This is a genomic window from Cupriavidus basilensis (genome assembly GCF_000832305.1).
Lineage (GTDB): Bacteria > Pseudomonadota > Gammaproteobacteria > Burkholderiales > Burkholderiaceae > Cupriavidus > Cupriavidus basilensis_F.
In genome coordinates this window covers 1,577,197-1,598,003 of record NZ_CP010536.1, presented here as the reverse complement: position 1 = coordinate 1,598,003, position 20,807 = coordinate 1,577,197, and the positions used below count along the sequence as shown (strand labels likewise).

The 20,807-nt window shown below is 65.1% G+C and carries 21 protein-coding genes; 10 read left to right on the top strand and 11 right to left on the bottom strand.

Annotated features, from left to right (window positions below):
• The first annotated feature begins 81 nt into the window (after positions 1-81).
• The 6 genes from RR42_RS07470 (at position 82) to RR42_RS07445 (ending at position 6,322) form a co-directional block, all read left to right on the top strand.
• Positions 82-930 (top strand): arginyltransferase, encoded by an 849-nt coding sequence (locus tag RR42_RS07470; RefSeq protein WP_043345270.1) that lies wholly within the window; start codon positions 82-84, stop codon positions 928-930.
• A 101-nt stretch (positions 931-1,031) separates the two neighbouring features.
• A complete protein-coding gene (locus RR42_RS07465) occupies positions 1,032-2,066 on the top strand; it encodes a quinone-dependent dihydroorotate dehydrogenase (protein WP_043345269.1) in 1,035 nt (344 codons plus the stop codon).
• 57 nt (positions 2,067-2,123) lie between these two features.
• The gene (locus tag RR42_RS07460) at positions 2,124-3,182 is read left to right on the top strand and encodes an aldo/keto reductase (protein WP_043345268.1); all 1,059 of its coding nucleotides are present in this window, start codon (positions 2,124-2,126) and stop codon (positions 3,180-3,182) included.
• 323 nt (positions 3,183-3,505) lie between these two features.
• Complete coding sequence (locus RR42_RS07455) at positions 3,506-4,477, top strand: ABC transporter substrate-binding protein (protein ID WP_043345265.1); 972 nt, start codon at positions 3,506-3,508, stop codon at positions 4,475-4,477.
• 152 nt (positions 4,478-4,629) lie between these two features.
• Positions 4,630-5,526 (top strand): ABC transporter permease, encoded by an 897-nt coding sequence (locus RR42_RS07450; RefSeq protein WP_043345263.1) that lies wholly within the window; start codon positions 4,630-4,632, stop codon positions 5,524-5,526.
• A 1-nt stretch (position 5,527) separates the two neighbouring features.
• Positions 5,528-6,322, top strand: a complete 795-nt coding sequence (locus tag RR42_RS07445) for an ABC transporter ATP-binding protein (protein WP_043345258.1) — start codon at positions 5,528-5,530, stop codon at positions 6,320-6,322.
• A gap of 91 nt (positions 6,323-6,413) precedes the next feature.
• Here the strand turns inward: RR42_RS07445 and RR42_RS07440 are convergent, their stop codons facing one another.
• The 4 genes from RR42_RS07440 to RR42_RS40380 are packed head-to-tail and all read right to left on the bottom strand — an operon-like array spanning position 6,414 to position 9,036.
• On the bottom strand, positions 6,414-6,689 hold the full coding sequence (locus tag RR42_RS07440; RefSeq protein WP_043345256.1) for a hypothetical protein: 276 nt from the start codon (positions 6,687-6,689) through the stop codon (positions 6,414-6,416).
• Positions 6,689-8,098 (bottom strand): LutB/LldF family L-lactate oxidation iron-sulfur protein, encoded by a 1,410-nt coding sequence (locus RR42_RS07435; protein ID WP_043345254.1) that lies wholly within the window; start codon positions 8,096-8,098, stop codon positions 6,689-6,691. The genes RR42_RS07440 and RR42_RS07435 overlap by 1 nt, the downstream gene beginning before the upstream one ends.
• Before the next feature lie 41 nt (positions 8,099-8,139).
• Complete coding sequence (locus RR42_RS07430) at positions 8,140-8,865, bottom strand: (Fe-S)-binding protein (protein ID WP_043345249.1); 726 nt, start codon at positions 8,863-8,865, stop codon at positions 8,140-8,142.
• 33 nt (positions 8,866-8,898) lie between these two features.
• The gene (locus tag RR42_RS40380) at positions 8,899-9,036 is read right to left on the bottom strand and encodes a hypothetical protein (protein ID WP_158408264.1); all 138 of its coding nucleotides are present in this window, start codon (positions 9,034-9,036) and stop codon (positions 8,899-8,901) included.
• A 66-nt stretch (positions 9,037-9,102) separates the two neighbouring features.
• Here RR42_RS40380 and RR42_RS07425 point away from each other — a divergent pair, with 66 nt between their 5' ends.
• The 3 genes from RR42_RS07425 to RR42_RS07415 all read left to right on the top strand — a co-directional run bounded on the left by RR42_RS07425 (position 9,103) and on the right by RR42_RS07415 (position 12,241).
• Complete coding sequence (locus tag RR42_RS07425) at positions 9,103-9,888, top strand: IclR family transcriptional regulator (RefSeq protein WP_043345247.1); 786 nt, start codon at positions 9,103-9,105, stop codon at positions 9,886-9,888.
• A 163-nt stretch (positions 9,889-10,051) separates the two neighbouring features.
• Entirely contained in the window at positions 10,052-10,798 is a 747-nt protein-coding gene (locus RR42_RS07420; RefSeq protein WP_043345246.1) for a FadR/GntR family transcriptional regulator, read from the top strand.
• 30 nt (positions 10,799-10,828) lie between these two features.
• Positions 10,829-12,241 carry an FAD-binding oxidoreductase gene (locus RR42_RS07415; protein ID WP_043345244.1) on the top strand — a complete coding sequence of 471 codons (1,413 nt, stop codon included), beginning with the start codon at positions 10,829-10,831 and terminating at the stop codon, positions 12,239-12,241.
• Positions 12,242-12,333: 92 nt separating this feature from the next.
• Here the strand turns inward: RR42_RS07415 and pbpG are convergent, their stop codons facing one another.
• From pbpG to RR42_RS07390, 5 genes are all read right to left on the bottom strand, one after another.
• Positions 12,334-13,482, bottom strand: coding sequence for a D-alanyl-D-alanine endopeptidase (gene pbpG, locus RR42_RS07410; RefSeq protein ID WP_043351576.1), 1,149 nt, complete (start codon positions 13,480-13,482; stop codon positions 12,334-12,336).
• A gap of 368 nt (positions 13,483-13,850) precedes the next feature.
• Entirely contained in the window at positions 13,851-14,552 is a 702-nt protein-coding gene (locus tag RR42_RS07405; RefSeq protein WP_043345242.1) for a nitroreductase, read from the bottom strand.
• Between the two features lie 28 nt (positions 14,553-14,580).
• Complete coding sequence (locus RR42_RS07400) at positions 14,581-15,033, bottom strand: acyl-CoA thioesterase (protein ID WP_043345240.1); 453 nt, start codon at positions 15,031-15,033, stop codon at positions 14,581-14,583.
• Positions 15,034-15,055: 22 nt separating this feature from the next.
• The gene (locus tag RR42_RS07395) at positions 15,056-15,961 is read right to left on the bottom strand and encodes a DMT family transporter (protein WP_043345238.1); all 906 of its coding nucleotides are present in this window, start codon (positions 15,959-15,961) and stop codon (positions 15,056-15,058) included.
• A complete protein-coding gene (locus tag RR42_RS07390) occupies positions 15,958-16,932 on the bottom strand; it encodes a histone deacetylase (protein WP_043351574.1) in 975 nt (324 codons plus the stop codon). The genes RR42_RS07395 and RR42_RS07390 overlap by 4 nt, the downstream gene beginning before the upstream one ends.
• A 453-nt stretch (positions 16,933-17,385) precedes the next feature.
• On the opposite strand from RR42_RS07390, the gene phaP1 reads away from it, so the two are divergent.
• Positions 17,386-17,964, top strand: a complete 579-nt coding sequence (gene phaP1 / locus RR42_RS07385; RefSeq protein ID WP_043345236.1) for a TIGR01841 family phasin PhaP1 — start codon at positions 17,386-17,388, stop codon at positions 17,962-17,964.
• 379 nt (positions 17,965-18,343) lie between these two features.
• Here phaP1 and lpdA read toward each other — a convergent pair whose 3' ends face one another.
• A complete protein-coding gene (gene lpdA / locus RR42_RS07380; protein ID WP_043345234.1) occupies positions 18,344-20,128 on the bottom strand; it encodes a dihydrolipoyl dehydrogenase in 1,785 nt (594 codons plus the stop codon).
• A gap of 28 nt (positions 20,129-20,156) precedes the next feature.
• Positions 20,157-20,774, bottom strand: coding sequence for an MFS transporter (locus RR42_RS07375; protein WP_043345231.1), 618 nt, complete (start codon positions 20,772-20,774; stop codon positions 20,157-20,159).
• Between the last annotated feature and the right edge of the window lie 33 nt (positions 20,775-20,807).

Here is a 20,807-nt window from a genome sequence, read left to right as displayed (position 1 = left end):
ATTGGCCACTCGCCGCAAGGCCTGGCCGCTGCGCCATCGGCTTTCCCGCGTTGCTGTTTCATCCCTGGCCGTTGCAGACACATGAGCAAGCTAAAGGAACTCCCCCTTTCCGCGTTGCAGTTCTACGCTACGGCGCCCTACGCTTGCAGCTACCTCGATGGCCGCATGGCGCGCTCTCAGGTGGCCACGCCCGCCCACCTGATCAATGCCGACGTCTATTCGCGGCTGGTGCGCGCCGGCTTCCGGCGCAGTGGCATCTTTACCTACCGCCCCTATTGCGATGAATGCCACGCCTGCACGCCGTGCCGCGTGGTGGTCGACCAGTTCCACCCTGACCGCAGCCAGCGCCGGGCCTGGCGCCAGCACGGCAGCCTGCAGGCGCTGGTGGCGCCGCTCACCTACGTGGAAGAGCATTATTCGCTCTACCTGCTGTACCAGTCGATGCGCCACGCCGGCGGCGGCATGGACCAGGACAGCCGCGACCAGTACGAGCAGTTCCTGCTGCAAAGCCGGGTCAACTCGCGGCTGGTTGAATTCCGCGAGCCGCCGGGCTCGCCCGAGGCCGGGCGGCTGCGCATGGTCAGCATGATCGATGTGCTCGACGATGGCCTGTCCTCGGTCTACACCTTCTACGACCCGCTGGAGGTGCACGCCAGCTACGGCACCTACAACATCCTGTGGCAGATCCAGCAGGCCCGCGAACTCGCCCTGCCACACCTGTACCTGGGCTACTGGATCGCTGATAGCCGAAAAATGGCCTATAAGGCGCGCTACCAGCCAATGCAGGTGCTGACCGCAAACCAGTGGCGCGCGTTCGATGCGGCGCCGGCGTCGCTGCGGGATGCGGCGCCCGCCGCCGTGGCATCGCCCACCGCTGTGCCCGTCGTGCCCCCGCAGCCCGGCGACGAAGCCCCGGAAAACAGCCGGTAGCGGACAGCCTGCGCAAGGCATGCCCGCGCCAGCGGCGCAGTACCCGATCCGGCCCAACCGTTACAATGCCGCCTTGGTCCCGACTTCCAAGCTGATTCCCTGTGCTGAACGCGCTCTACCCCCTGTTTCGCCCCGCCCTGTTCTCGATGGATGCGGAGGACGCTCACCATTTCACCCTCAACAACCTGCTCCGCGCCAAGCGCATGGGGCTGGCGGGCTGCATCGGCAATACCATCGCCGATGACCCGCGCACGGTGATGGGCGTGCGCTTCCCCAACCCGGTTGGCCTGGCCGCCGGGCTCGACAAGGATGGCGCCTACATCGACGGGCTGGCCGCCTTCGGCTTCGGCTTTATCGAGGTGGGCACCGTAACGCCGCGCCCGCAGGCGGGCAACCCGCGGCCACGCATGTTCCGCCTGCCGCAGGCGGATGCGCTGATCAACCGCATGGGCTTCAACAACGGCGGCGTGGATGCCTTTATCGCCAATGTGAATGCGTCGCGCTGGAAGGCCGAAGGCGGCGTGCTGGGCCTGAACATCGGCAAGAACGCCGATACGCCGATCGAGCGCGCGGTGGACGATTACCTGCACTGCCTGGAACGGGTCTACCCGCACGCCAGCTACGTCACCGTGAATATCTCCTCGCCGAACACCAAGAACCTGCGCCAGTTGCAGGGTGCCAGCGAGCTCGACCACCTGCTCTGCACGCTCAAGGACGCGCAGCAGCGCCTGGCCGACAAGTACAAGCGCTACGTGCCGCTCGCGCTCAAGATCGCGCCGGACCTCGATGCCGACCAGATCGGCAATATCGGCGATGCGCTGGTCCGCCACCGGATCGACGGCGTGATCGCCACCAACACCACGATCGCCCGTGACGCCGTCAGGGGCCTGCCGCACGGCGAGGAAGCCGGCGGCCTGTCGGGCCGGCCGGTGTTCGAATCCTCCACGCGCGTGGTCAAGAGCCTGCGCGCGGTGGTTGGGGACGCGGTGCCGATCGTTGGCGTGGGCGGCATCTTCAGCGGTGCCGATGCGCAAGCCAAGATCGCGGCTGGCGCGCAACTGGTGCAGGTGTACAGCGGGCTGATCTACCGCGGCCCGGTGCTGGTCAAGGAATGCGCCGCCGCACTGCGCGCCTGACCGCCTCGGCCCAACCCCGTTTTTGCGCCTTATCACCCCAGTCTCACAAGGATAGTCATGGAAACCACCCGTCTTGGCCGCAGCGACCTGCAGGTTTCGCGCATCTGCCTGGGCACCATGACCTTCGGCGAGCAGAACACCGAAGCCGAAGGCCACAGCCAGCTCGACTACGCGCTGTCGCGCGGCATCAACTTCATCGACACCGCAGAGATGTACCCGGTCAAGCCGCGTGCCGAAACTTATGGCAGCACCGAGCGCATCGTCGGCACCTGGCTCAAGCGCCAGCAGCGTGAGCGTATCGTGCTGGCCACCAAGGTGGCGGGCCCGGCGCGCATGCCGTGGATCCGCAATGGCGGCGACCTGACCCCGGACAGCATCCGCGCGGCGGTGGACGCCTCGCTGGCGCGCCTGCAGACCGATTACATCGACCTGTACCAGATCCACTGGCCCGCTCGCAACGCGCCCATCTTCGGGCAAAAGCAGTTCGATCCGGCCAATGAGCGCGAGTGCGCCTCGATCCAGGCGCAGCTCGAAGCCATGGGCGAGCTGGTGCGCGCGGGCAAGATCCGCTATGTCGGCGTGTCCAACGAAACGCCGTGGGGCGTGGCCGAGTTCGTCAAGCAGGCGGAGCTGCACGGCCTGCCGCGCATCGCCACCATCCAGAACCCGTACAACCTGCTCAACCGCAGCTTCGAGCAGGGCCTGGACGAGGCGTGCTTTCGCACCGACGTGAGCCTGCTGGTATACAGCCCGCTGGCCTTTGGCCAGCTCACCGGCAAGTACCTCGGTGGCGACCTCGCCCACCCCATGTTTGACGCGCAGGCCAAGGGCCGCCTGACGCGCTTCCCGCCCGACTGGAGCCCGCGCTACCTGCGCCCGGAAAGCCTGGCCGCGGCCGCCCGCTATGTGACGCTGGCACGCGAGCACGGCCTCTCGCCGGCAACGCTGGCGCTGGCCTGGAGCTACTCGCGCTGGTTCGCGGCGAGCACCATCGTCGGCGCCACCTCGCTGGAACAACTGCGCGAGAACATCGATGCCTGGCAAACGCCGCTGCCCGAGGCGGCAACCGCGGCCATTGCCCGCATCCACGCCGAAATCCACAATCCGGCGCAGTAACGTTTGCGCGTTGCAGGCACCAGCGACGGTGCGCCGCCCGGCGCCGCCGATGGCGTGCTCCGGGCCTGCCGTTTTCCCCTGCGGACGCACTGGAACAGGGCAAAACCGGGCAAATTTCGCCTCGAAAATGGTATCCTCGCAGGCTTATCGCCGTCGTATCCGCTGTACAAGAGCGTCCTCCAGCCTGCCGCCTGGTGTATCGCCCACATAGCGGACCGGCCGGTTGGCGCAGCGCGCCGCCGGGCAAGACGGCGGACCAGTTCTTATCGAGAACGAAACGCGGCTCATCACCCAGAACCCATATCCGGGGGAGATTAAAAATCATGAAGTGTCTCAAGACATCGACCAAGACCATCCTGGGCAGCGCCGTCGCCCTCGCGCTGCTGTACGGTGGCGCCGTACAGGCCCAGACCGTCAAGGTGCTCTCGATCGTCGACCATCCCGCGCTGGACGCCATCCGCGATGGCGTGCGCGACGAGTTGAAGACCGCCGGCTTTGACGCCGACAAGAACCTGAAGTGGGAATACCAGAGCGCCCAGGGCAATACCGGCACGGCCGCGCAGATCGCCCGCAAGTTCGTTGGCGACCAGCCCAATGTGATCGTGGCCATCGCCACGCCGTCGGCCCAGGCCGTGGTGGCCGCCACCAAATCGGTGCCGGTGGTGTACTCCGGCGTGACCGATCCGGTCGCCGCCCAGCTGGTCAAGAGCTGGAGCGCATCGGGCACCAATGTGACCGGCGTGTCGGACAAGCTGCCGCTGGACCGCCAGGTTGCCCTGATCAAGCGCGTGGTGCCCAAGGCCAAGACGGTCGGCATGGTCTACAACCCCGGTGAAGCCAACTCGGTGGTGGTGGTCAAGGAGCTGAAAGCGATGCTAGCCAAGGAAGGCATGACGCTGAAGGAAGCCGCCGCACCGCGCACGGTCGACATCGGCGCCGCCGCCAAGAGCCTGATCGGCAAGGTCGATGTGATCTACACCAACACCGACAACAACGTCGTGTCGGCGTACGAAGCCCTGGTCAAGGTCGCCAACGAGTCGAAGATCCCGCTGGTGGCCGCCGATACCGACAGCGTCAAGCGTGGCGCCATTGCCGCGCTGGGCATCAACTACGGCGACCTGGGCCATCAGACCGGCAAGGTGGTGGTGCGTATCCTGAAGGGCGAGAAGCCCGGCGCGATCGCTTCGGAAACCAGCGACAAGCTGGAACTGTTCGTGAACACCGGCGCGGCCGAGAAGCAAGGCGTGACGCTGTCGCCCGAACTGATCAAGGAAGCGAAGACCGTCATCAAGTAATCACGGCACGCTGACCCTGCGCGTTCGCGCGCAGGTGGCTCTATCCGGGCCCGCCCCCGGAAACGCCTGCGCCGCGCCGCCTGACCCGGGCAGCGCGCCAGGCGTTTTCAGATTCGGCCTCCCGTGCCGGACACAAGCAACTGGATTCCCCCATGTCCCTCTTTTCCCTGCTGGGTGCCCTGGAGATCGGCCTGATCTTCAGCCTCGTCGCCCTGGGGGTGCTGATCTCCTTTCGCATCCTCAATTTCCCCGATCTGACCGTCGACGGCAGCTTCCCGCTGGGTGGCGCCGTGGCGGCCACGCTGATCGCCTCTGGCCAGGATCCGTTCATCGCCACCGCGCTGGCGATTGTTGCGGGCGCCTTTGCCGGCTTCGTCACCGGCTGGCTCAACGTGCGCCTCAAGATCATGGACCTGCTGGCCAGTATCCTGATGATGATCGCGCTGTACTCGATCAATCTGCGCATCATGGGCAAGCCCAATGTGCCGCTGATCACCGAGTCGACCATCTTCACCATCCTGCAGCCGGACTGGATGCCCGACTACATGCTGCGCCCCGCGCTGCTGCTGATCGTGGTGGTCGTGGCCAAGCTTGGCCTGGACTGGTTCTTCTCCTCGCAGCTCGGCCTGGCCATGCGAGCCACCGGCGCCAATCCGCGCATGGCGCGCTCCCAGGGCATCGCCACCGGCCGCGCCACGCTGGCGGGCATGGCGCTGTCCAACGGACTGGTAGCCCTCGCGGGCGCGCTGTTCGCGCAGACCCAGGGCGGCTCCGATATCTCCATGGGCATCGGCACGATCGTGATCGGCCTGGCCGCGGTGATCATCGGCGAGAGCATCCTGCCGGCGCGCCGGCTGGTGTACACCACGCTGGCCGTGGTGCTGGGCGCCATCCTCTACCGCTTCTTCATTGCGCTGGCCCTGAACAGCGAGTTCATCGGCCTCAAGGCCCAAGACCTGAACCTGGTCACGGCTGTACTGGTGACCGGCGCCCTGGTGCTGCCGGGAACCCGCAAGAAGCTGTTCGGCCGCAAGAACGGAGGTGCCTGAGATGCTGCGCGCACAAGACCTGAAACTCACCTTCAATCCCGGCACCCCGATCGAGACGCGCGCGCTGCGCGGCCTCAGCCTGGATATCCCGACGGGCCAGTTCGTTGCCGTGATCGGCTCCAATGGCGCCGGCAAGTCCACCTTCCTCAATGCCATCAGCGGCGATCAGATGGTGGACAGCGGCCGCATCACGATCGACGACGTCGATGTCACGCGCAAGCCGGCCTGGGACCGTGCCCCGCTGGTGGCGCGCGTCTTCCAGGACCCGATGGCGGGCACCTGCGAGGCACTGACGATCGAAGAAAACATGGCGCTGGCCATGGCGCGCGGCAGCCGCCGGGGCTTTCGCGCGGCGCTGAACAAGCCCTCGCGCGAGCTATTCCGCGACAAGCTGCGCCTGCTCAACCTCGGCCTGGAAAACCGCCTGACCGACCGCATCGGCCTGCTGTCGGGCGGACAGCGCCAGGCCGTGAGCTTGCTGATGGCCTCGCTGCAGCCCTCGCGCATCCTGCTGCTGGACGAGCACACCGCTGCGCTGGACCCGAAGACCGCCGCCTTCGTGCTGGAGATGACCGCCAAGATCGTGGAGCAAGCCAAGCTCACCACGATGATGGTCACGCACAGCATGCGCCAGGCGCTGGACTACGGGCAACGCACGGTGATGCTGCATCAGGGCCAGGTGGTGCTGGACGTGTCGGGCGACCAACGCGCCGGGCTGGACGTGCCGGACCTGCTGCGCATGTTCGAGCAGACGCGGCATGAGCAGCTCGATGATGATGCCCTGCTGCTGGGCTGAGCCTCGCGCTTCGTTCGCTTAGCCACGCACCCATGCAAAAGGCCCCTGCTTGAGCGGGGGCCTTTTGCATTCGGGCACAGCGTGTGGCTGCTCAGGCTGTGGCCGCCTTGTCCAGCCAGCGCTTGAGCTGGTCGGTGACGGCGGTGCTCGAGAACGAGCAGCTATCTTGCGCAAATACCGCCGCCATCTCCAGCCGGCGCAGCAACTCTTCCATCGCCTGCCCGAACATCGGCGGCAGCACCAGGCCGGGAGCTGCCTCGCGCCAGCTGCGCACCAGGCCATCGGCCGCGAGCTGGCCGCCGATGTGTTGTTCGAGTGCGGCGCGCATGGTTGCCAGCGCCGGTGCATTGTTCGTCGTCGTGGCCATCAACGCGCCCTCCTTTCTTTGTAAAGTTCGCGGAACGTGCGTCCGCTCGGCGCCGGCAAGTCGCGGGTCTCGGTCCAGCCACGGCCAGCCATCGGCAAGCGGGCAATCAGCTTGCTGCTGCCGCCCATGCGCGCGAGCAAACGCGCGCCGATGCGGGTGGCGAAGGCGTATAGCCCCGGGCGGCGCGCCACAAAGCCCCACACTTGCAGCCCGAGCCGCTCCTGCCAGGGACGCAGGCCACGCTCCATCTGCTTCTCGCGCAGCTTGCGCAGCAGGTCCGACAGCGGGATCGAAGCCGGGCACACGCGGTTGCATTCTCCGCACAGCGTGGCAGCCTGCGGCAGGTCCAGCGCGTTGGCGATGCCGACATAGCTCGGCGTCAGCACGCTGCCCATCGGGCCAGGGTAGACCCAGCCATAGGCATGGCCGCCGATCTTCTGGTACACCGGGCAATGGTTCATGCAAGCGCCGCAGCGGATGCAGCGCAGCATGTCCTGGAAGTCGCCGCCGATCAGGCCGCTGCGCCCGCCGTCGACCAGCACGAAATACATATGCTCCGGGCCGTCGCGCTCACCCTCGGCGCGCGGGCCGGTCAGCAGCGAAAAGTAATTCGAGATGGCCTGGCCGGTAGCCGAGCGCGGCAGCAGCCGCATCACGGTGGCCAGGTCTTCCAGCGTCGGCAGCACCTTCTCGATGCCGGTCACGGCCACGTGCACGCGCGGCATCACCGTGCACATGCCCTCGTTGCCTTCATTGGTCACCACCGCCACCGAGCCTGTTTCGGCGATGATGAAATTGCCGCCGGTCACGCCCATGTCGGCCGACAGGAATTCCGGCCGCAGCACTTCACGCGCCTCGCGCGTCATCTCCGAGATATCGGTCAGGCGCGGTTTGTGGTGGACCTTGGCGAAGAGATCGGCGATCTCTTCCTTGTCCTTGTGCACCACCGGGGCAATGATGTGCGACGGCGGCTCGGCATCGTTGATCTGCAGGATGTATTCGCCCAGGTCCGTCTCGATGCTCTGCACGCCCATCTCGCCCAGCACCTGGTTCAGGCGCATTTCCTCGGTCACCATCGATTTGCTCTTGATGACCTTCTTCACCCCGTGCTTTTGCGCAATCTCGGCTACCAGCCGCGCGGCGTCGGCCGTGGTCTCGGCAAACAGCACGGTGGCGCCGCGGCGCGTGGCGTTCTCCTCGAAGGTGGCAAGCCAGACGTCGAGGTTCTGCAGCGCGCGGTCGCGACGCTCCTTGAGTGCCTCGCGGGTGGCATCGAAGTCGATGTCGCGGATGGCGTCGGCGCGCGCCGTGACGAACTTGGTGGAGAGCTTCTTGAGGTTCTGCTGTAGGCGCTGGTCGGCCAGCTTCTGGCCCGCGCGCGCTTTGAACTCCATGCTGCGAACTTGCATAGCGGGGATCTCGCTAAGGTTTGTTTTTCAGCTGGCCGGGATCAGGCATCGCCGGCGAGCACTTGCGCGATATGCAGCACCTGGGTACGCGTGTCGCCGGTCCTGCGCAGGCGCCCCTCGATATTGAGCATGCAGCCGAGGTCGCCCAGCACCACGGCATCGGCGCCGCTGGCCTTGATGTTGGCGCACTTCTCATCGACGATGGCCGTGGAGATATTGCCGTACTTGACCGAGAAGGTGCCGCCGAATCCGCAGCAAGCCTCGCAGTCCTTCATCTCGCTCAGCTGCACACCGGGCAATTGCGCCAGCAGAGCGCGGGGCTGGCTCTTGACGCCCAGTTCGCGCAAGCCGGAGCAGGAGTCATGGTAGGTAATGCGGCCCGTGAACTTTGAATCGAACTCGCCCAGCTTGGCCACATTGACCAGGAAATCGGTCAGCTCGAACACGCGCGAGCGCAGGCCTTCGTAGCGGCCATTCAACTCGGGATCGTCGCCGAGCAGGTCCGCATAGTGATGCAGCACCATGCCGCCGCAGGAGCCGGATGGAATCACCACGTAGTCGAACATTTCGAACTCGCGCAGGAATTTTTCCGCCAGGCCACGCGATGCCGTGCGCTCGCCCGAGTTGTAGGCAGGTTGCCCGCAACAGGTCTGGGCTTCGGGCACCATCACCTCGAAGCCAGCCTTCTCCAGCAACTTGAGCACCGAGAAGCCGATTTCCGGACGCATGAGGTCCACCAGGCAGGTGGCGAACAGACCAACTCGCATTGTTTCCCTTTTCCAGACCCCGAAACCCCGCAATTATGCGCCCTTGCGCACCGGCCAGCATACAAAAGCGTGCACGGCAGGGGTGAATTCGCCGCATTTATGCATGCCCTTTTCGACACATTCGCCACCGGCAAAATCAGAAGATTCTTGCGGCAATGCCATTTCACCCATTGAAATTTTCACAATGTGAGATAGAATCAGGCAACCGCTTAATTTGCCGCACGGCAACATTTCCCCATGGCAGAAGCAGACAAAGCCCCCGGCAAGACGTCCATCCAGGTCATCGAACGCATGATGACCCTGCTGGATGCGCTCGCCCAGCACGCTGATCCGGTCAGCCTCAAGGAGCTGTCGCTGACTACCGGGCTGCACCCTTCCACCGCGCACCGCATCCTCAATGACATGGTGGCCTGCCGTTTTGTGGACCGCTCCGATCCGGGCAGCTACCGGCTTGGCATGCGGCTGCTGGAGCTCGGCAACCTGGTCAAGGCCCGCCTGTCGGTACGCGATGCCGCGCTGGCACCGATGCGGGCCCTGCACCGCGTGACGGGCCAGACGGTGAACCTGTCGGTGCGGCAAGGCGACGAGATCGTCTACATCGAGCGTGCCTATAGCGAGCGCTCTGGCATGCAGGTGGTGCGCGCCATTGGCGGGCGCGCACCGCTGCACCTGACTTCGGTCGGCAAGCTGTTTCTCGCCGCCGATGAAGTGGCGCGCGTTCGCAACTACGCCACCCGCACCGGGCTGGCCGGCCACACCCGCACCTCGATCACCGACCTGATCAAGCTCGAGCGCGAGCTCAACTGGGTGCGCACCAACGGCTACGCGCGCGACAACGAAGAGCTGGAACTCGGCGTGCGTTGCATCGCCGCCGGCATCTACGACGACTCGCGCCGTCTGGTGGCCGGATTGTCGCTCTCGGCCCCGGCCGACCGCCTGCAGGACAGCTGGCTGCAAAACCTGAAGGAAACCGCGCTGCAGATCTCGCGCGGCATGGGCTACGCGACTGACGCCGCAGCCTGAACACGGCGGGGTGGACGGTGCGGGGAGCCACGCGCCCTTCGCGCCGAACCCTTACCTCGCCCGCTTCCCCTTTCCTACCCCCTTCCCCTCCGGATAGCTTCAGCCAAAACTAAGTATATACCCTTAGTTTTCAGATAACCTGAATAGCTATATCCTGCTGGGCATGCGGACCAAAGCCATTACCCTCACCGAACAGGTAACCCAGCAGTTGCGCGCCGAGATCGCCGGCGGCACCTACCCCGTTGGCGCCCGGCTGCCGACCGGCAAGCAGCTTGCCGAGCAATACGGTGTCAGCCCGGCCGTCATCCGCGAGGTGACCGAGCACCTGCGCTCCCAAGGCCTGGTGGAAAGCCGCCAGGGCGTGGGTAGCACGGTGCGCTCGCGCGTGGGCAATGCCGGCTTCCAGCTGCCGCAGGAAATCGGCATCGATCGCGACGAACTGGCCAGCATCTACGAGCTGCGGCTCAATCTGGAAAGCGCCGCCGCCGCGCTGGCGGCGCTGCGGCGCACCGCGCAGGATGTCGCCGGCATGCAGGCGCTGCTGGACCGGCTCGCGGCGCAATTGCACGACCCGCACCACAGCGCCGAGGCAGACACGGCCTTCCATGTGGCGATCGCCACCGCCACCCACAACAAGTACTACCTGCAGTTGCTGCAGTACCTGAACCTGCAACTGCACCAGGCCGTGCATGTGGCGCGGCTCAATACCCGCCAGCAGGAGGGCCTGTCCGAACAGGTCCACCAGGAACACCTGGCCATATTCCACGCGATCCGCGCCGGCAACCCTGAACAAGCGCGCGCCGCGGCGGTAGCCCACCTGCGCGGTGCGGCGGCACGCCTGGGCCTGCAGCTGGCAGCGCGCGGCAAGCCCCTCACCAGCGGCCAGGATCCCACTCATTCCGCGGCCTGAAGCCGCATTGCCACTCCGGATAGACCCATCATGCAAGACTTAGCTTTCCTGCCCCGCCTGATCGAGGCGCTAGGCCCCGACGTGGTCGCCACCGAGCCAGACCAGGTTGCACCGTGGCTCGCCGACTGGCGCGGCCTTTACCGTGGCAATGCGCAGGCCGTGGTGCGCCCGCGCTCGGTGGATGAAGTGGCACGTTGCCTGGCCTTATGCCAGCAGGCCGCGGTGCCGGTGGTGCCGCGTGGTGGCAACACCGGCCTGTGCGGCGGCGCCGCGCCGGACAGCAGCCCCGCCAACGTGGTCCTGAGCATGGACCGCATGAACGCGATCCGCTCGATCGATACCATCGCCAACACGCTCATCGCCGAAGCGGGCTGCATCCTGGGCAACCTGCGGCGCGCCGCGCAGGAGGCGCATCGCCTGCTGCCGCTCAGCCTGGCGGCCGAGGACTCCTGCCAGATCGGCGGCAATCTCGCGACCAACGCGGGCGGGGTCAATGTGGTGCGCTACGGCATGACCCGCGAGCTGGTGCTGGGCGTGGAAGCCGTGCTGCCCAATGGCGAGATCTTTCACGGCCTGCGCGCCTTGCGCAAGGACAACACCGGCTACGACCTCAAGCAATTGCTGATCGGCTCGGAAGGCACGCTGGGCGTCATTACCGCGGCAGCGCTGCGCCTGTTTCCGCGCACTGACGCACGCTCGGTAGTGCTTGCGGCGGTGGCCTCCCCGCTGCAGGCGCTGGAGCTCTTCGAGTTGCTGTTCGCGCAGTGCGGCGCTCGCCTGCAAGCCTTCGAATTCTTCACCGGCGATTGTGTCGACCTCGTGCTCAAGCACGCGGAGGGCGTGCAGGAGCCCTTCAGCCAACGCTATCCCGCCTATGTGCTGGTGGAGCTGGCCGACACCACCGACGAAGCCGCCCTCAACGTGCTGCTGGAGCGCGTGATTGGCGAGGCGCTGGAGCGCGAACTGTGCCTGGACGCCGCCGTCTCTGCGTCGCTGTCGCAACTGCAGAGCCTGTGGAAGCTGCGCGAGGAAATCTCCGAGGCCCAGCGTGCCGACGGGCCGCACCTGAAGCACGATGTGTCGCTGCCGATCGAGCAGATCCCAGCCTTCATGGTGTCGATGGAGGCGCGCCTCAAGGCCATCAGTCCCAGCATCCGCCCGTTTATCTTTGGGCATTTCGGCGACGGCAACCTGCACTACAACCTGTCGCGCCCCGCGGGCGCGCAGCGCGACTGGACCGCGCAGCATGGCAAGGCGCTGACCGCCGAAGTGCTGGATGAGGTGGCGCGCTACGGCGGCAGCATCAGCGCCGAGCATGGCATCGGCCAGCTCAAGCGCGATGATTTCCTGCGCCTCAAGGACCCACTCGAGCTGCGCATGATGCGGGGCATCAAGCAGTTGCTGGATCCGGCCGGCATCATGAATCCGGGCAAGCTGCTCTAAGCGCGCCGCCCACTCCCCAAGGAAAAACGCGCCGGTGACGGCGCGTTTTTTGACTTCAAGCAGCAGGCGGCCAGATCACTCCGGTGCCGCCATCAGATGCCGCGAGGCTGCTGGGCGGTCAGGATTGCCTGGGGGCTAGTGGGGTTGCCAGGCCCTTGCGTCAGGTTTGGGGACGTCGGAAAAGGGCGGCCAGGCCCGGTCTGCACGTGTTCCAGCCAGTCCTTGACGCGGTTGGCATCGGCGAAGCGGGACAGCTTGCCAACGGAATCCAGGAACACCATCACCACATTGCGGCCATTTACGCGTGCCTGCATCACCAGGCACTGGCCAGCCTCGGAGATAAAGCCTGTTTTCTGCAGGCCGATCTCCCAGTTGCCGCCGCGAACCAGGCGGTTGGTGCTGACGTAGTGCTGGGTGCGGCCCAGTACATTGACCTCATGCTCGGTCTGCGTCGAAAACTCGCGGATGGTGGGATTGCGGTACGCCGCGTTGACCATGCGCACGAGGTCCATCGCGCTCGATACATTGCTGCTCGACAAGCCGTTCGAATCGACAAAGTGGCTGTCGTTCATGCCGAGCTCGCGCGCCTTGCGGTTCATGGCCTGCACAAAGGCCGGCAGGCCGCCCGGGTAGCTGCGGCCCAGCACCGATGCCGCACGATTCTCCGACGACATCAGCGCCAGCAGGAGCGCCTCCTGACGGGAGAGCTGCGCGCCAAAGCGCAGGCGCGAACTGCTGTGCTTTTCGTTGTCGCGGTCTTCCTCGTTGATGGTGAGCACCTCGTCCATGGGCTGGCGCGCGTCCATCACAACCAGCGCGGTCATCAGCTTGGTGATCGAGGCGATCGGCAGGACCGCGGCGGCGTTCTTCTGGAACAGCACTTCGTTGGAGTTCTGATCCATCACCAGCGCCACGCTGGAGCGCAGCGCGAGCGCGTCTTCGGTGTCACGCAGGCCGAGCGCCTCGCCCAGCGAGGGTTTCGCGGGGATGAACGCTGCACGAACCGGTACCGCCTGGCGCTGCGCCACCACGGTGCGCTTACCGTTTTTCAGTACCACGACCTTGCGCGTCGTGGCGTGCTCGGCCTTGCCGCTGGTCGCGACGACCTGCTTGGATTTCGCGGATTTAGAGGGGGAATTTGCCGATTTTTTTTCGGACTTGGCGACTTTTGCCGACTTTTTGCTGGTTTTAGCGGTGTCCGACGTTTTCGTCGCGGCATCGGCCACAGGGGCGGCCAGCATGGAAACGGTCAACAGCACAGAGGCCGCAACCGAAGTAAGAGGGGTAGAGCCGAAGAATCGCAAAAATAGGGGGGAATCAGACCGGAACATGATTCATTCAGCGCGCAACTAGGATTGCGCCAGTTTAGGAAAAAAAGAAATTGTTAGCAAGATTAAAGACTTACGAAGCCTCTTTAAAGTTCGATTTGCAAACAATTCCACATTACGGCAAATGCGTGGCACACATCACATGACACGTGCATTAAGACCGACGTCGGCTGTGGTAATTCCACACCGTTTCATCTTTCTCACCCGCCCACCGGGTTGCCCCGAGCCAACATGCAGCGGACAGCGACGGCACAAAGCTGGCCTTCGCCGCCGACAGCTTCTTAAGATAAGAAACGCGCGAACCCGCTTACCGGTTCACGCTCGGTACTAAGGGTATTCTCTATGGCGGCGGGGTCGGCATGGCCCAGGGCCATGCCGCACACCACCATTTCATCCGCCGGCAGGCGCAAGTGATTGCCGATGACCGCGTGGAACTGGGTGAACGCCGCCTGCGGACAGGTATCCAGCCCGCGCGCCCGCGCCGCCACCATGATGCTTTGCAGGAACATCCCATAGTCCAGCCAGCTGCCCAGCTCCAGGATGCGGTCTATCGTGAAGATCATGCCCACCGGGGCACCGAAGAACGTGAAGTTGCGCGCGTGCTGCGCATGCATGCGCGCCTTGTCCTCGCGGCTGATCTGCAGCAGGCTGTACAGGTCCCAACCTACCTTGCGGCGGCGATCAATGTACGGCGCCACCCACTCGCGTGGATAGTAGGGATACTCCTCGCGATACTTGCTGTCGCGCTGCGGATCGTCGTAAGCGGCCAGCACGTCGGCCGACAGCTTCACCTTGGCATCGCCAGTCAGCACATAGACCCGCCATGGCTGGGCGTTGGTGCCCGACGGGGCCCGGCTGGCCACGGCCAGGATCTCATTGACCACGGCGCGCGGCACCGGCGTATCGAGAAACGCGCGCACCGAGCGGCGCGTGATGATGGCCTGATCGATCAGGGCGGCGCCCCGTTTCTGCTGCGAATCCATGGTTGTCAACTCCTTTGCGCGGGCCGGATCACGCGTTGGCATCCGCGGGTTCGCACACCAGGGCCTGCAGCGCATCGCGCAGCGCGGGCAGTAGCGGCACCGGGCGGCGCGTGGCGCGATCCACATAGACATGAACAAAATGGCCCTGCGCCGCAGCTACGTCTTCGTCGTTACGGAACAGGCCCACTTCGTAGCGCACGCTCGAATTGCCCAGCCGCGCCACGCGCAGCCCCGCCACCACCGTGTCAGGAAAACTCAGCGCGGCAAAGTAATTGCATTGCGTCTCGATCACCAGCCCGATGGTGTCGCCGGACTCGATATCCAGCACGCCCTCCCGGATCAGGTAGGTGTTCACCACGGTATCGAAATAACTGTAGTAGATGACGTTGTTGACGTGGCCATAGACGTCGTTATCCATCCAGCGCGTGGTGATGGGCTGGAAATGACGATAGGCGCTGCGGGTATCTGCGGTCGGTTTCATCGAAAAGCGCGAGAAGGGGAAATTAGCGGCGGATCACCAGCGCAACGCCACCGGCGGCCAGGGCCATGCCAAGCGCGGCCAGCGGCGGGAAGCTCTCGCCGAACAGCAGCCACGCCATGGCGGCGGTGGTCGGCGGGGTAAGGTACATGAGGCTGGATACCTTGGTGGCCGCGCCTTGGCGGATCAACAGGAACAGCAGCGAGATGGCCCCGATGGACAACGCGACCACCGACCAGGCGAGCGCGCCGACCATCTCGGCATTCCACTCGACGTGACGGGTTTCGGTCAGGAACATGAAAGGCAGGCAGGCCAGCGCCGCCGCGGCGAACTGGATCACCGAGCCCATGCGCAGGTCGAACATCGGGCAATGGCGTTTCTGATACAGCGTGCCGAAGGTGATCGAGAACAAGGCGCCCAGCGCCAGCAGCAGGCTTGGCGCGGACAGCCCGCTGGCCGACAGTTTGTTTGCCACCACCAGGCCCACGCCAAGGATGCCGAGCAGCAACCCCAGCCATTGGCGCCGCCCGATGACCTCGCCCATGCGCGAGGCCGCCAGCGCGGTCAGGATTGGCTGCATGCCAACGATCAGCGCGGAGACGCCCGCTGGCATGCCGAGCTTGACCGCTGCCCACACGCCCCCCAGGTAGCCCGCCTGCAGGAACAGCCCTGCCAGTGCGATGTGCCCCACCATGCGCCAGTCGGTCGCCCCGGCGTGCTGCGGCAGCGGGACACGCGCCATCAGCACGAAGGGCACCATCAGCACCAGCACACCGACAAAGCGCAGAAACAGGAAGGTCATCGGCTCCGCGTGCGGCATGCCGTACTTGGCTACGATGAATCCCGTGCTCCAGATCACGACGAACAGCCACGGCATGGCGGCCATCCACAAGTTGCCGCGTGCCACATGGGCCTGGCTGGTTGCGCTCATTGCTGTGCCTTCTCCGTATCGCCGGTTAGCGGGATCGCACCTGCACCGGCGGCGTCCGGCTTGTCGCGCCGGGCATAGCGCTCGTGATATTGCGTGGCGAGTGCGATGGTCTGTGCATGCACGGCGACGGTATTCTCGATCTGGTTGCCGTAGCCGCCGGCCATGGTCACGGCAATGGGCAGGCCGCGTTCCAGGGCTGCGTCAAACACCAGGCGGTCGCGCCGGGCCAGCCCGGCCAGCGTCAGTTTCAGGCGTCCAAGCCGGTCGCCCTCATGCGGATCGGCCCCGGCCAGATAAATGATCAGGTCGGGAGCAAAACGCGCGAACAGCGTATGGAGTGCGCCCTGCAGCGCTTGGGCGTAAGCCTCGTCGTCGCAGCCATCGGGCAGGCCCACGTCGAGATCGCTGGCCTCCTTGCGAAAGGGATAGTTCTTCTCGCCATGCAGGGACAGCGTGAAGACGAAGGGATCGTCACGCAGGATGGAGGCGGTGCCGTTGCCCTGGTGCACGTCGAGATCGACCACGGCCACGCGCGCCACCCGGCCGTCGCGGCGCAGTTGGCGCGCGGCGATGGCCGCGTCGTTGAAGACGCAGAAGCCACCGCCCTTATCGGCATAGGCGTGATGGGTGCCGCCCGCCAAGTTGACCGAGATGCCCTCACGCAGCGCTACGCGGCAGGCCTCGATGGTGGCACCAGCGGAGCGCCGCGAGCGCTCGACCATGGCGTGCGACCAGGGAAAGCCGATCTCGCGCTGGCGCGCCGGGTCCAGTTCGCCCCGGGAGACGCTCGCGACATATTCCGGCGTGTGCGCCAGCAGCAAGGCATCGTCCCCGGCCCGCGGCGCCTCGATCAGCACCAGCCCCGGCACATCGCGCTCGACCGCCTCCCTCAACATGCTGTACTTGCGCATCGGGAAGCGGTGGCCCTCAGGTAGGGGCAGGACAAAATGATCGGCGTAAAAAGCGAGCATGAGGGCAAACATAGGCGGGCGGCCGGTCGCGGCAACTTGGCCGTGGTGCATCGGCCGGCTGGTCGCGCCCTTGCGAGACGGCAATTCCGGCAGACCGCGATGGTAGCACTGTGCCGGCGCCAGGGTGTGCCACCCCTCCCCTGCCTCCCCCCGCAAGATGCCGGGCGTGGCACGCCTGCCGGTGCTGCGCAGCCAAAATGTGACAGTGCATCGACTTCAACAACAGTTATTTGTGCAATGCACAAGAAGCCCTTGACACCGTTTTTCTTTTCCCTACAATTGGAATTGTTGCGGCGCACCATCGATTTTGCAGAGCAAGCGGAGCGCGCCGATAACCCCCTTACGCCTGGGGCTGGCTGACGAAAAAACAGGTTCAACCTTGATTTCGTCATGGCTTTGACATCTGGGCGGCCTAATTTTGCATGACCTTGAACTTCATTATTGGAGACCAGCATGAGCTTCACCCCGGAACAAGTCGCCGCAGCGCAAAAAGCCAACCTCGAAACCCTGTTTGGCCTGACCACCAAAGCTTTTGAAGGCATCGAAAAGCTGGTCGAACTGAACCTGCAAGTCGTCAAGGCCACGTTCGCTGAAAACGTGGACACCGCCAAGAAGGCCCTCTCGGCCAAGGACGCCCAGGAATTGCTGGCCCTCCAGACCTCGCTGGCCCAACCGGTTGCCGAAAAGGCCCTGGCCTACAGCCGCCACGTGTACGAAATCGCCTCGGAAACCCAGGCTGAATTCACCAAGGTCGCCGAAGCCCAGCTGGCTGAGAACTCGAAGAAGGTGCAAACCCTGGTCGAGAACCTCGCCAAGAACGCCCCGGCCGGCTCCGAGTCGACCGTTGCCATCGTGAAGTCCGCGATCAGCGCCGCCAACAACGCTTACGAGTCGGTCCAGAAGGCCACCAAGCAAGCCGTTGAAATCGCTGAGACCAACTTCCAGGCAGCCGCCAGCGCCGCCACCAAGGCCGCACAGCAAGCCAGCGCCACGGCTCGCACCGCGACCAAGAAGGCCACCACCGCCGCCTAATCCGCGACGGCAGGAAACGGACCGGCTTCGGCCGGTTCGTTGGCAAAGCGCGCCTGGCATGGCCAGCGCATTTTGCCAACGAAGGCAGCACGGAAGGCGACTCAAGCCGCCCTGCCCTCCTACGGTGTCTCCTCGGTATCTGGTTTCCATGTATTCCAATATCGATTCATTCCCGGCCATGCGCCGGGATTTTTTTGCCCGCGACACATGGGCAAGCAGGCACTCGGACATACGGACACACGCCCTCCCCGCTGCAGGCAAGCTTTGGCCGGCGCAGCCGCAAGCGTGTGCGGCAAAAAATCCGGCGGTTAATTGCGGATCAGGGCGTAAAAAGGCCCGCCATACGGCGGGCCTCTCTAGTGTCGGCGACGTTTAGCGCTTAGCGCTTGCGCGGCGGCGGGACGTCGGTGCAGACACCTTCGTAGATCTCGGCTGCCATGCCGATGGATTCGCCCAGCGTCGGGTGCGGGTGGATGGTCTTGCCGATATCCACGGCATCGGCGCCCATCTCGACTGCCAGGCAGACTTCGCTGATCAGATCGCCGGCATGCGTGCCGACGATGCCGCCGCCGATGATCCGGTGGGTTTCCTCGTCGAAGATCAGCTTGGTAAAGCCTTCGTCGCGGCCATTGGCAATGGCACGGCCGGATGCTGCCCACGGGAACACGCTCTTGCTGTACTTGATCCCCTGCGCCCTGCACTGGTCTTCGGTCACGCCGGCCCAGGCCACTTCCGGATCGGTGTAGGCCACCGACGGGATCTGCTTGACGTCAAAGTAGGCCTTCTCGCCGTGCGCGGCTTCCGCTGCCACGTGCGCTTCGTGCACCGCCTTGTGGGCCAGCATGGGCTGGCCGACGATGTCGCCGATCGCGAAGATGTGCGGCACATTGGTGCGCATCTGCTTGTCGACGTCGATAAAGCCGCGATCCGTGACCGCCACCCCCGCCTTCTCCGCGCCGATGCGCTTGCCGTTGGGCACGCGGCCCACCGACACCAGCACCAGGTCGTAGCGTTGCGGCTCGGCCGGCGCCTGCTCGCCTTCGAACTTGACGTAGATGCCGTCCGGCTTCGCTTCCACGCCGACCGTCTTGGTCTTGAGCATGACCTTGTCGAAGCGCTTCTTGTTCATCTTGTCCCAGACCTTGACCAGGTCGCGGTCGGCGCCCTGCATCAGGCCATCGAGCATTTCCACCACGTCGATGCTGGCGCCCAGCGTGCTGTACACCGTGGCCATTTCCAGCCCGATGATGCCGCCGCCGATGACCAGCATCTTGTTGGGCACTTCCGGCAATTCCAGCGCGCCAGTGGAGTCGACGATGCGTGGGTCCTCGGGGATGAAAGGCAACTTGACCGCCTGGCTGCCGGCGGCGATGACGGCTTTTTCGAAACGGATCACCGTCTTCTTGCCTGTCGTCGCCTTGGCGTCACCTTCGGTTTCCTGCACCTCGAGGTGATGCGGGTCGAGGAAGGTGCCGATACCGCGCACGACCTGTACCTTGCGGGCCTTGGCCATGCCGGCCAGGCCGCCGGTCAGCTTGCCGACCACGGTTTCCTTGTAGTGGCGCAGCCCGTCGAGGTCGATCTTGGCCTCGCCGAACAGGATGCCGTGGGCCGCCAGGGCCTTGGCTTCGTCAATCACGGCGGCGTTGTGCAGCAGCGCCTTGGAGGGGATGCAACCCACGTTCAGGCAGACCCCGCCAAGCGTGCTGTAGCGTTCGACCAGCACGGTGTTCATGCCGAGATCGGCGCTGCGGAAGGCGGCCGAGTAGCCACCAGGGCCGGCGCCGAGCACCAGCATGTCGCAGGTGATATCCGCGCTGCCCGCATGCGCGGCGGCCACGGGAGCCGGAGCCGCGGCAGGCGCGGATACCTGCGCAGGCGCAGGTGCAGGTGCAGAGACAGGCGCGGCCGCCGGCTTGGCCGCGGCTTCGCTCTCCAGTGTGCAGATGACGGCGCCCTTGGCAACCTTGTCGCCCACCTTGATGCGCACCTCCACCACCTTGCCGGCGGCGGACGACGGCACATCCATGCTGGCCTTGTCGGACTCGAGCACGATCAGCGATTGCTCCTGCTCGACCGTATCGCCAGCCTTGACCAGCACCTCGATGACTTCCACCGCGTCGAAATCGCCGATATCCGGCACCTGGACTTCGATCACACTCATGTTTTGCTCCTCAAGAACGCGCTCCGCTTCAGATGCGGGGCGCGCCATCGTTATTGGTTGCTCCGTCGCCAGCCATGTCAGCCAGTTGCACCACCTGCACCTCGACCGGGCCTGCCGAACTCTTGTCGAACTCCACCCCTGCATCCACCCCGATGCGCGCAATCTCGCGGGCGGCCAGGCCCGGCTGGTCGTAGACCGCGTGCATGGCGCCCAAGGCGTAGTTACGCCCCGAGCCAATGCCCCAGAAACGATCGAACGAGAAGACTTCGCGGTACGAATACACGCCGAAGATGCCGGCCGGATTGGCAATCAGGCAGACGATCTGCGAGGACTCGTAAGGATCGTCCTCGTCCTCCTTGGTGTTGATGAAATACTCGTTCTTGAGTTTTTCATGCACTTTGAGGAAGGTCCGGAAGACCTCATCGCGCGAACCCAGCCGGCAATCCTCGCCCAGCCCGGCCAACAGGCTGCGCATGACCGGGAAGTGCGCGGTGGTGCCAGCGAGCGCCACGAAGCTGTCACCCACCGGGAACACCTTCTGGTTGCGCTCGTAGGCGCGCGTGAGCCGGGTGTCGCCAAACGTCACCAGCGCGTCGGCGGCAATCGCCACTTCGCCGGCCTTTTTGACGACAACGCAGGTAGTCATGGGCTCGCTTCCTGTTTGCAGGTTGCAGACGTT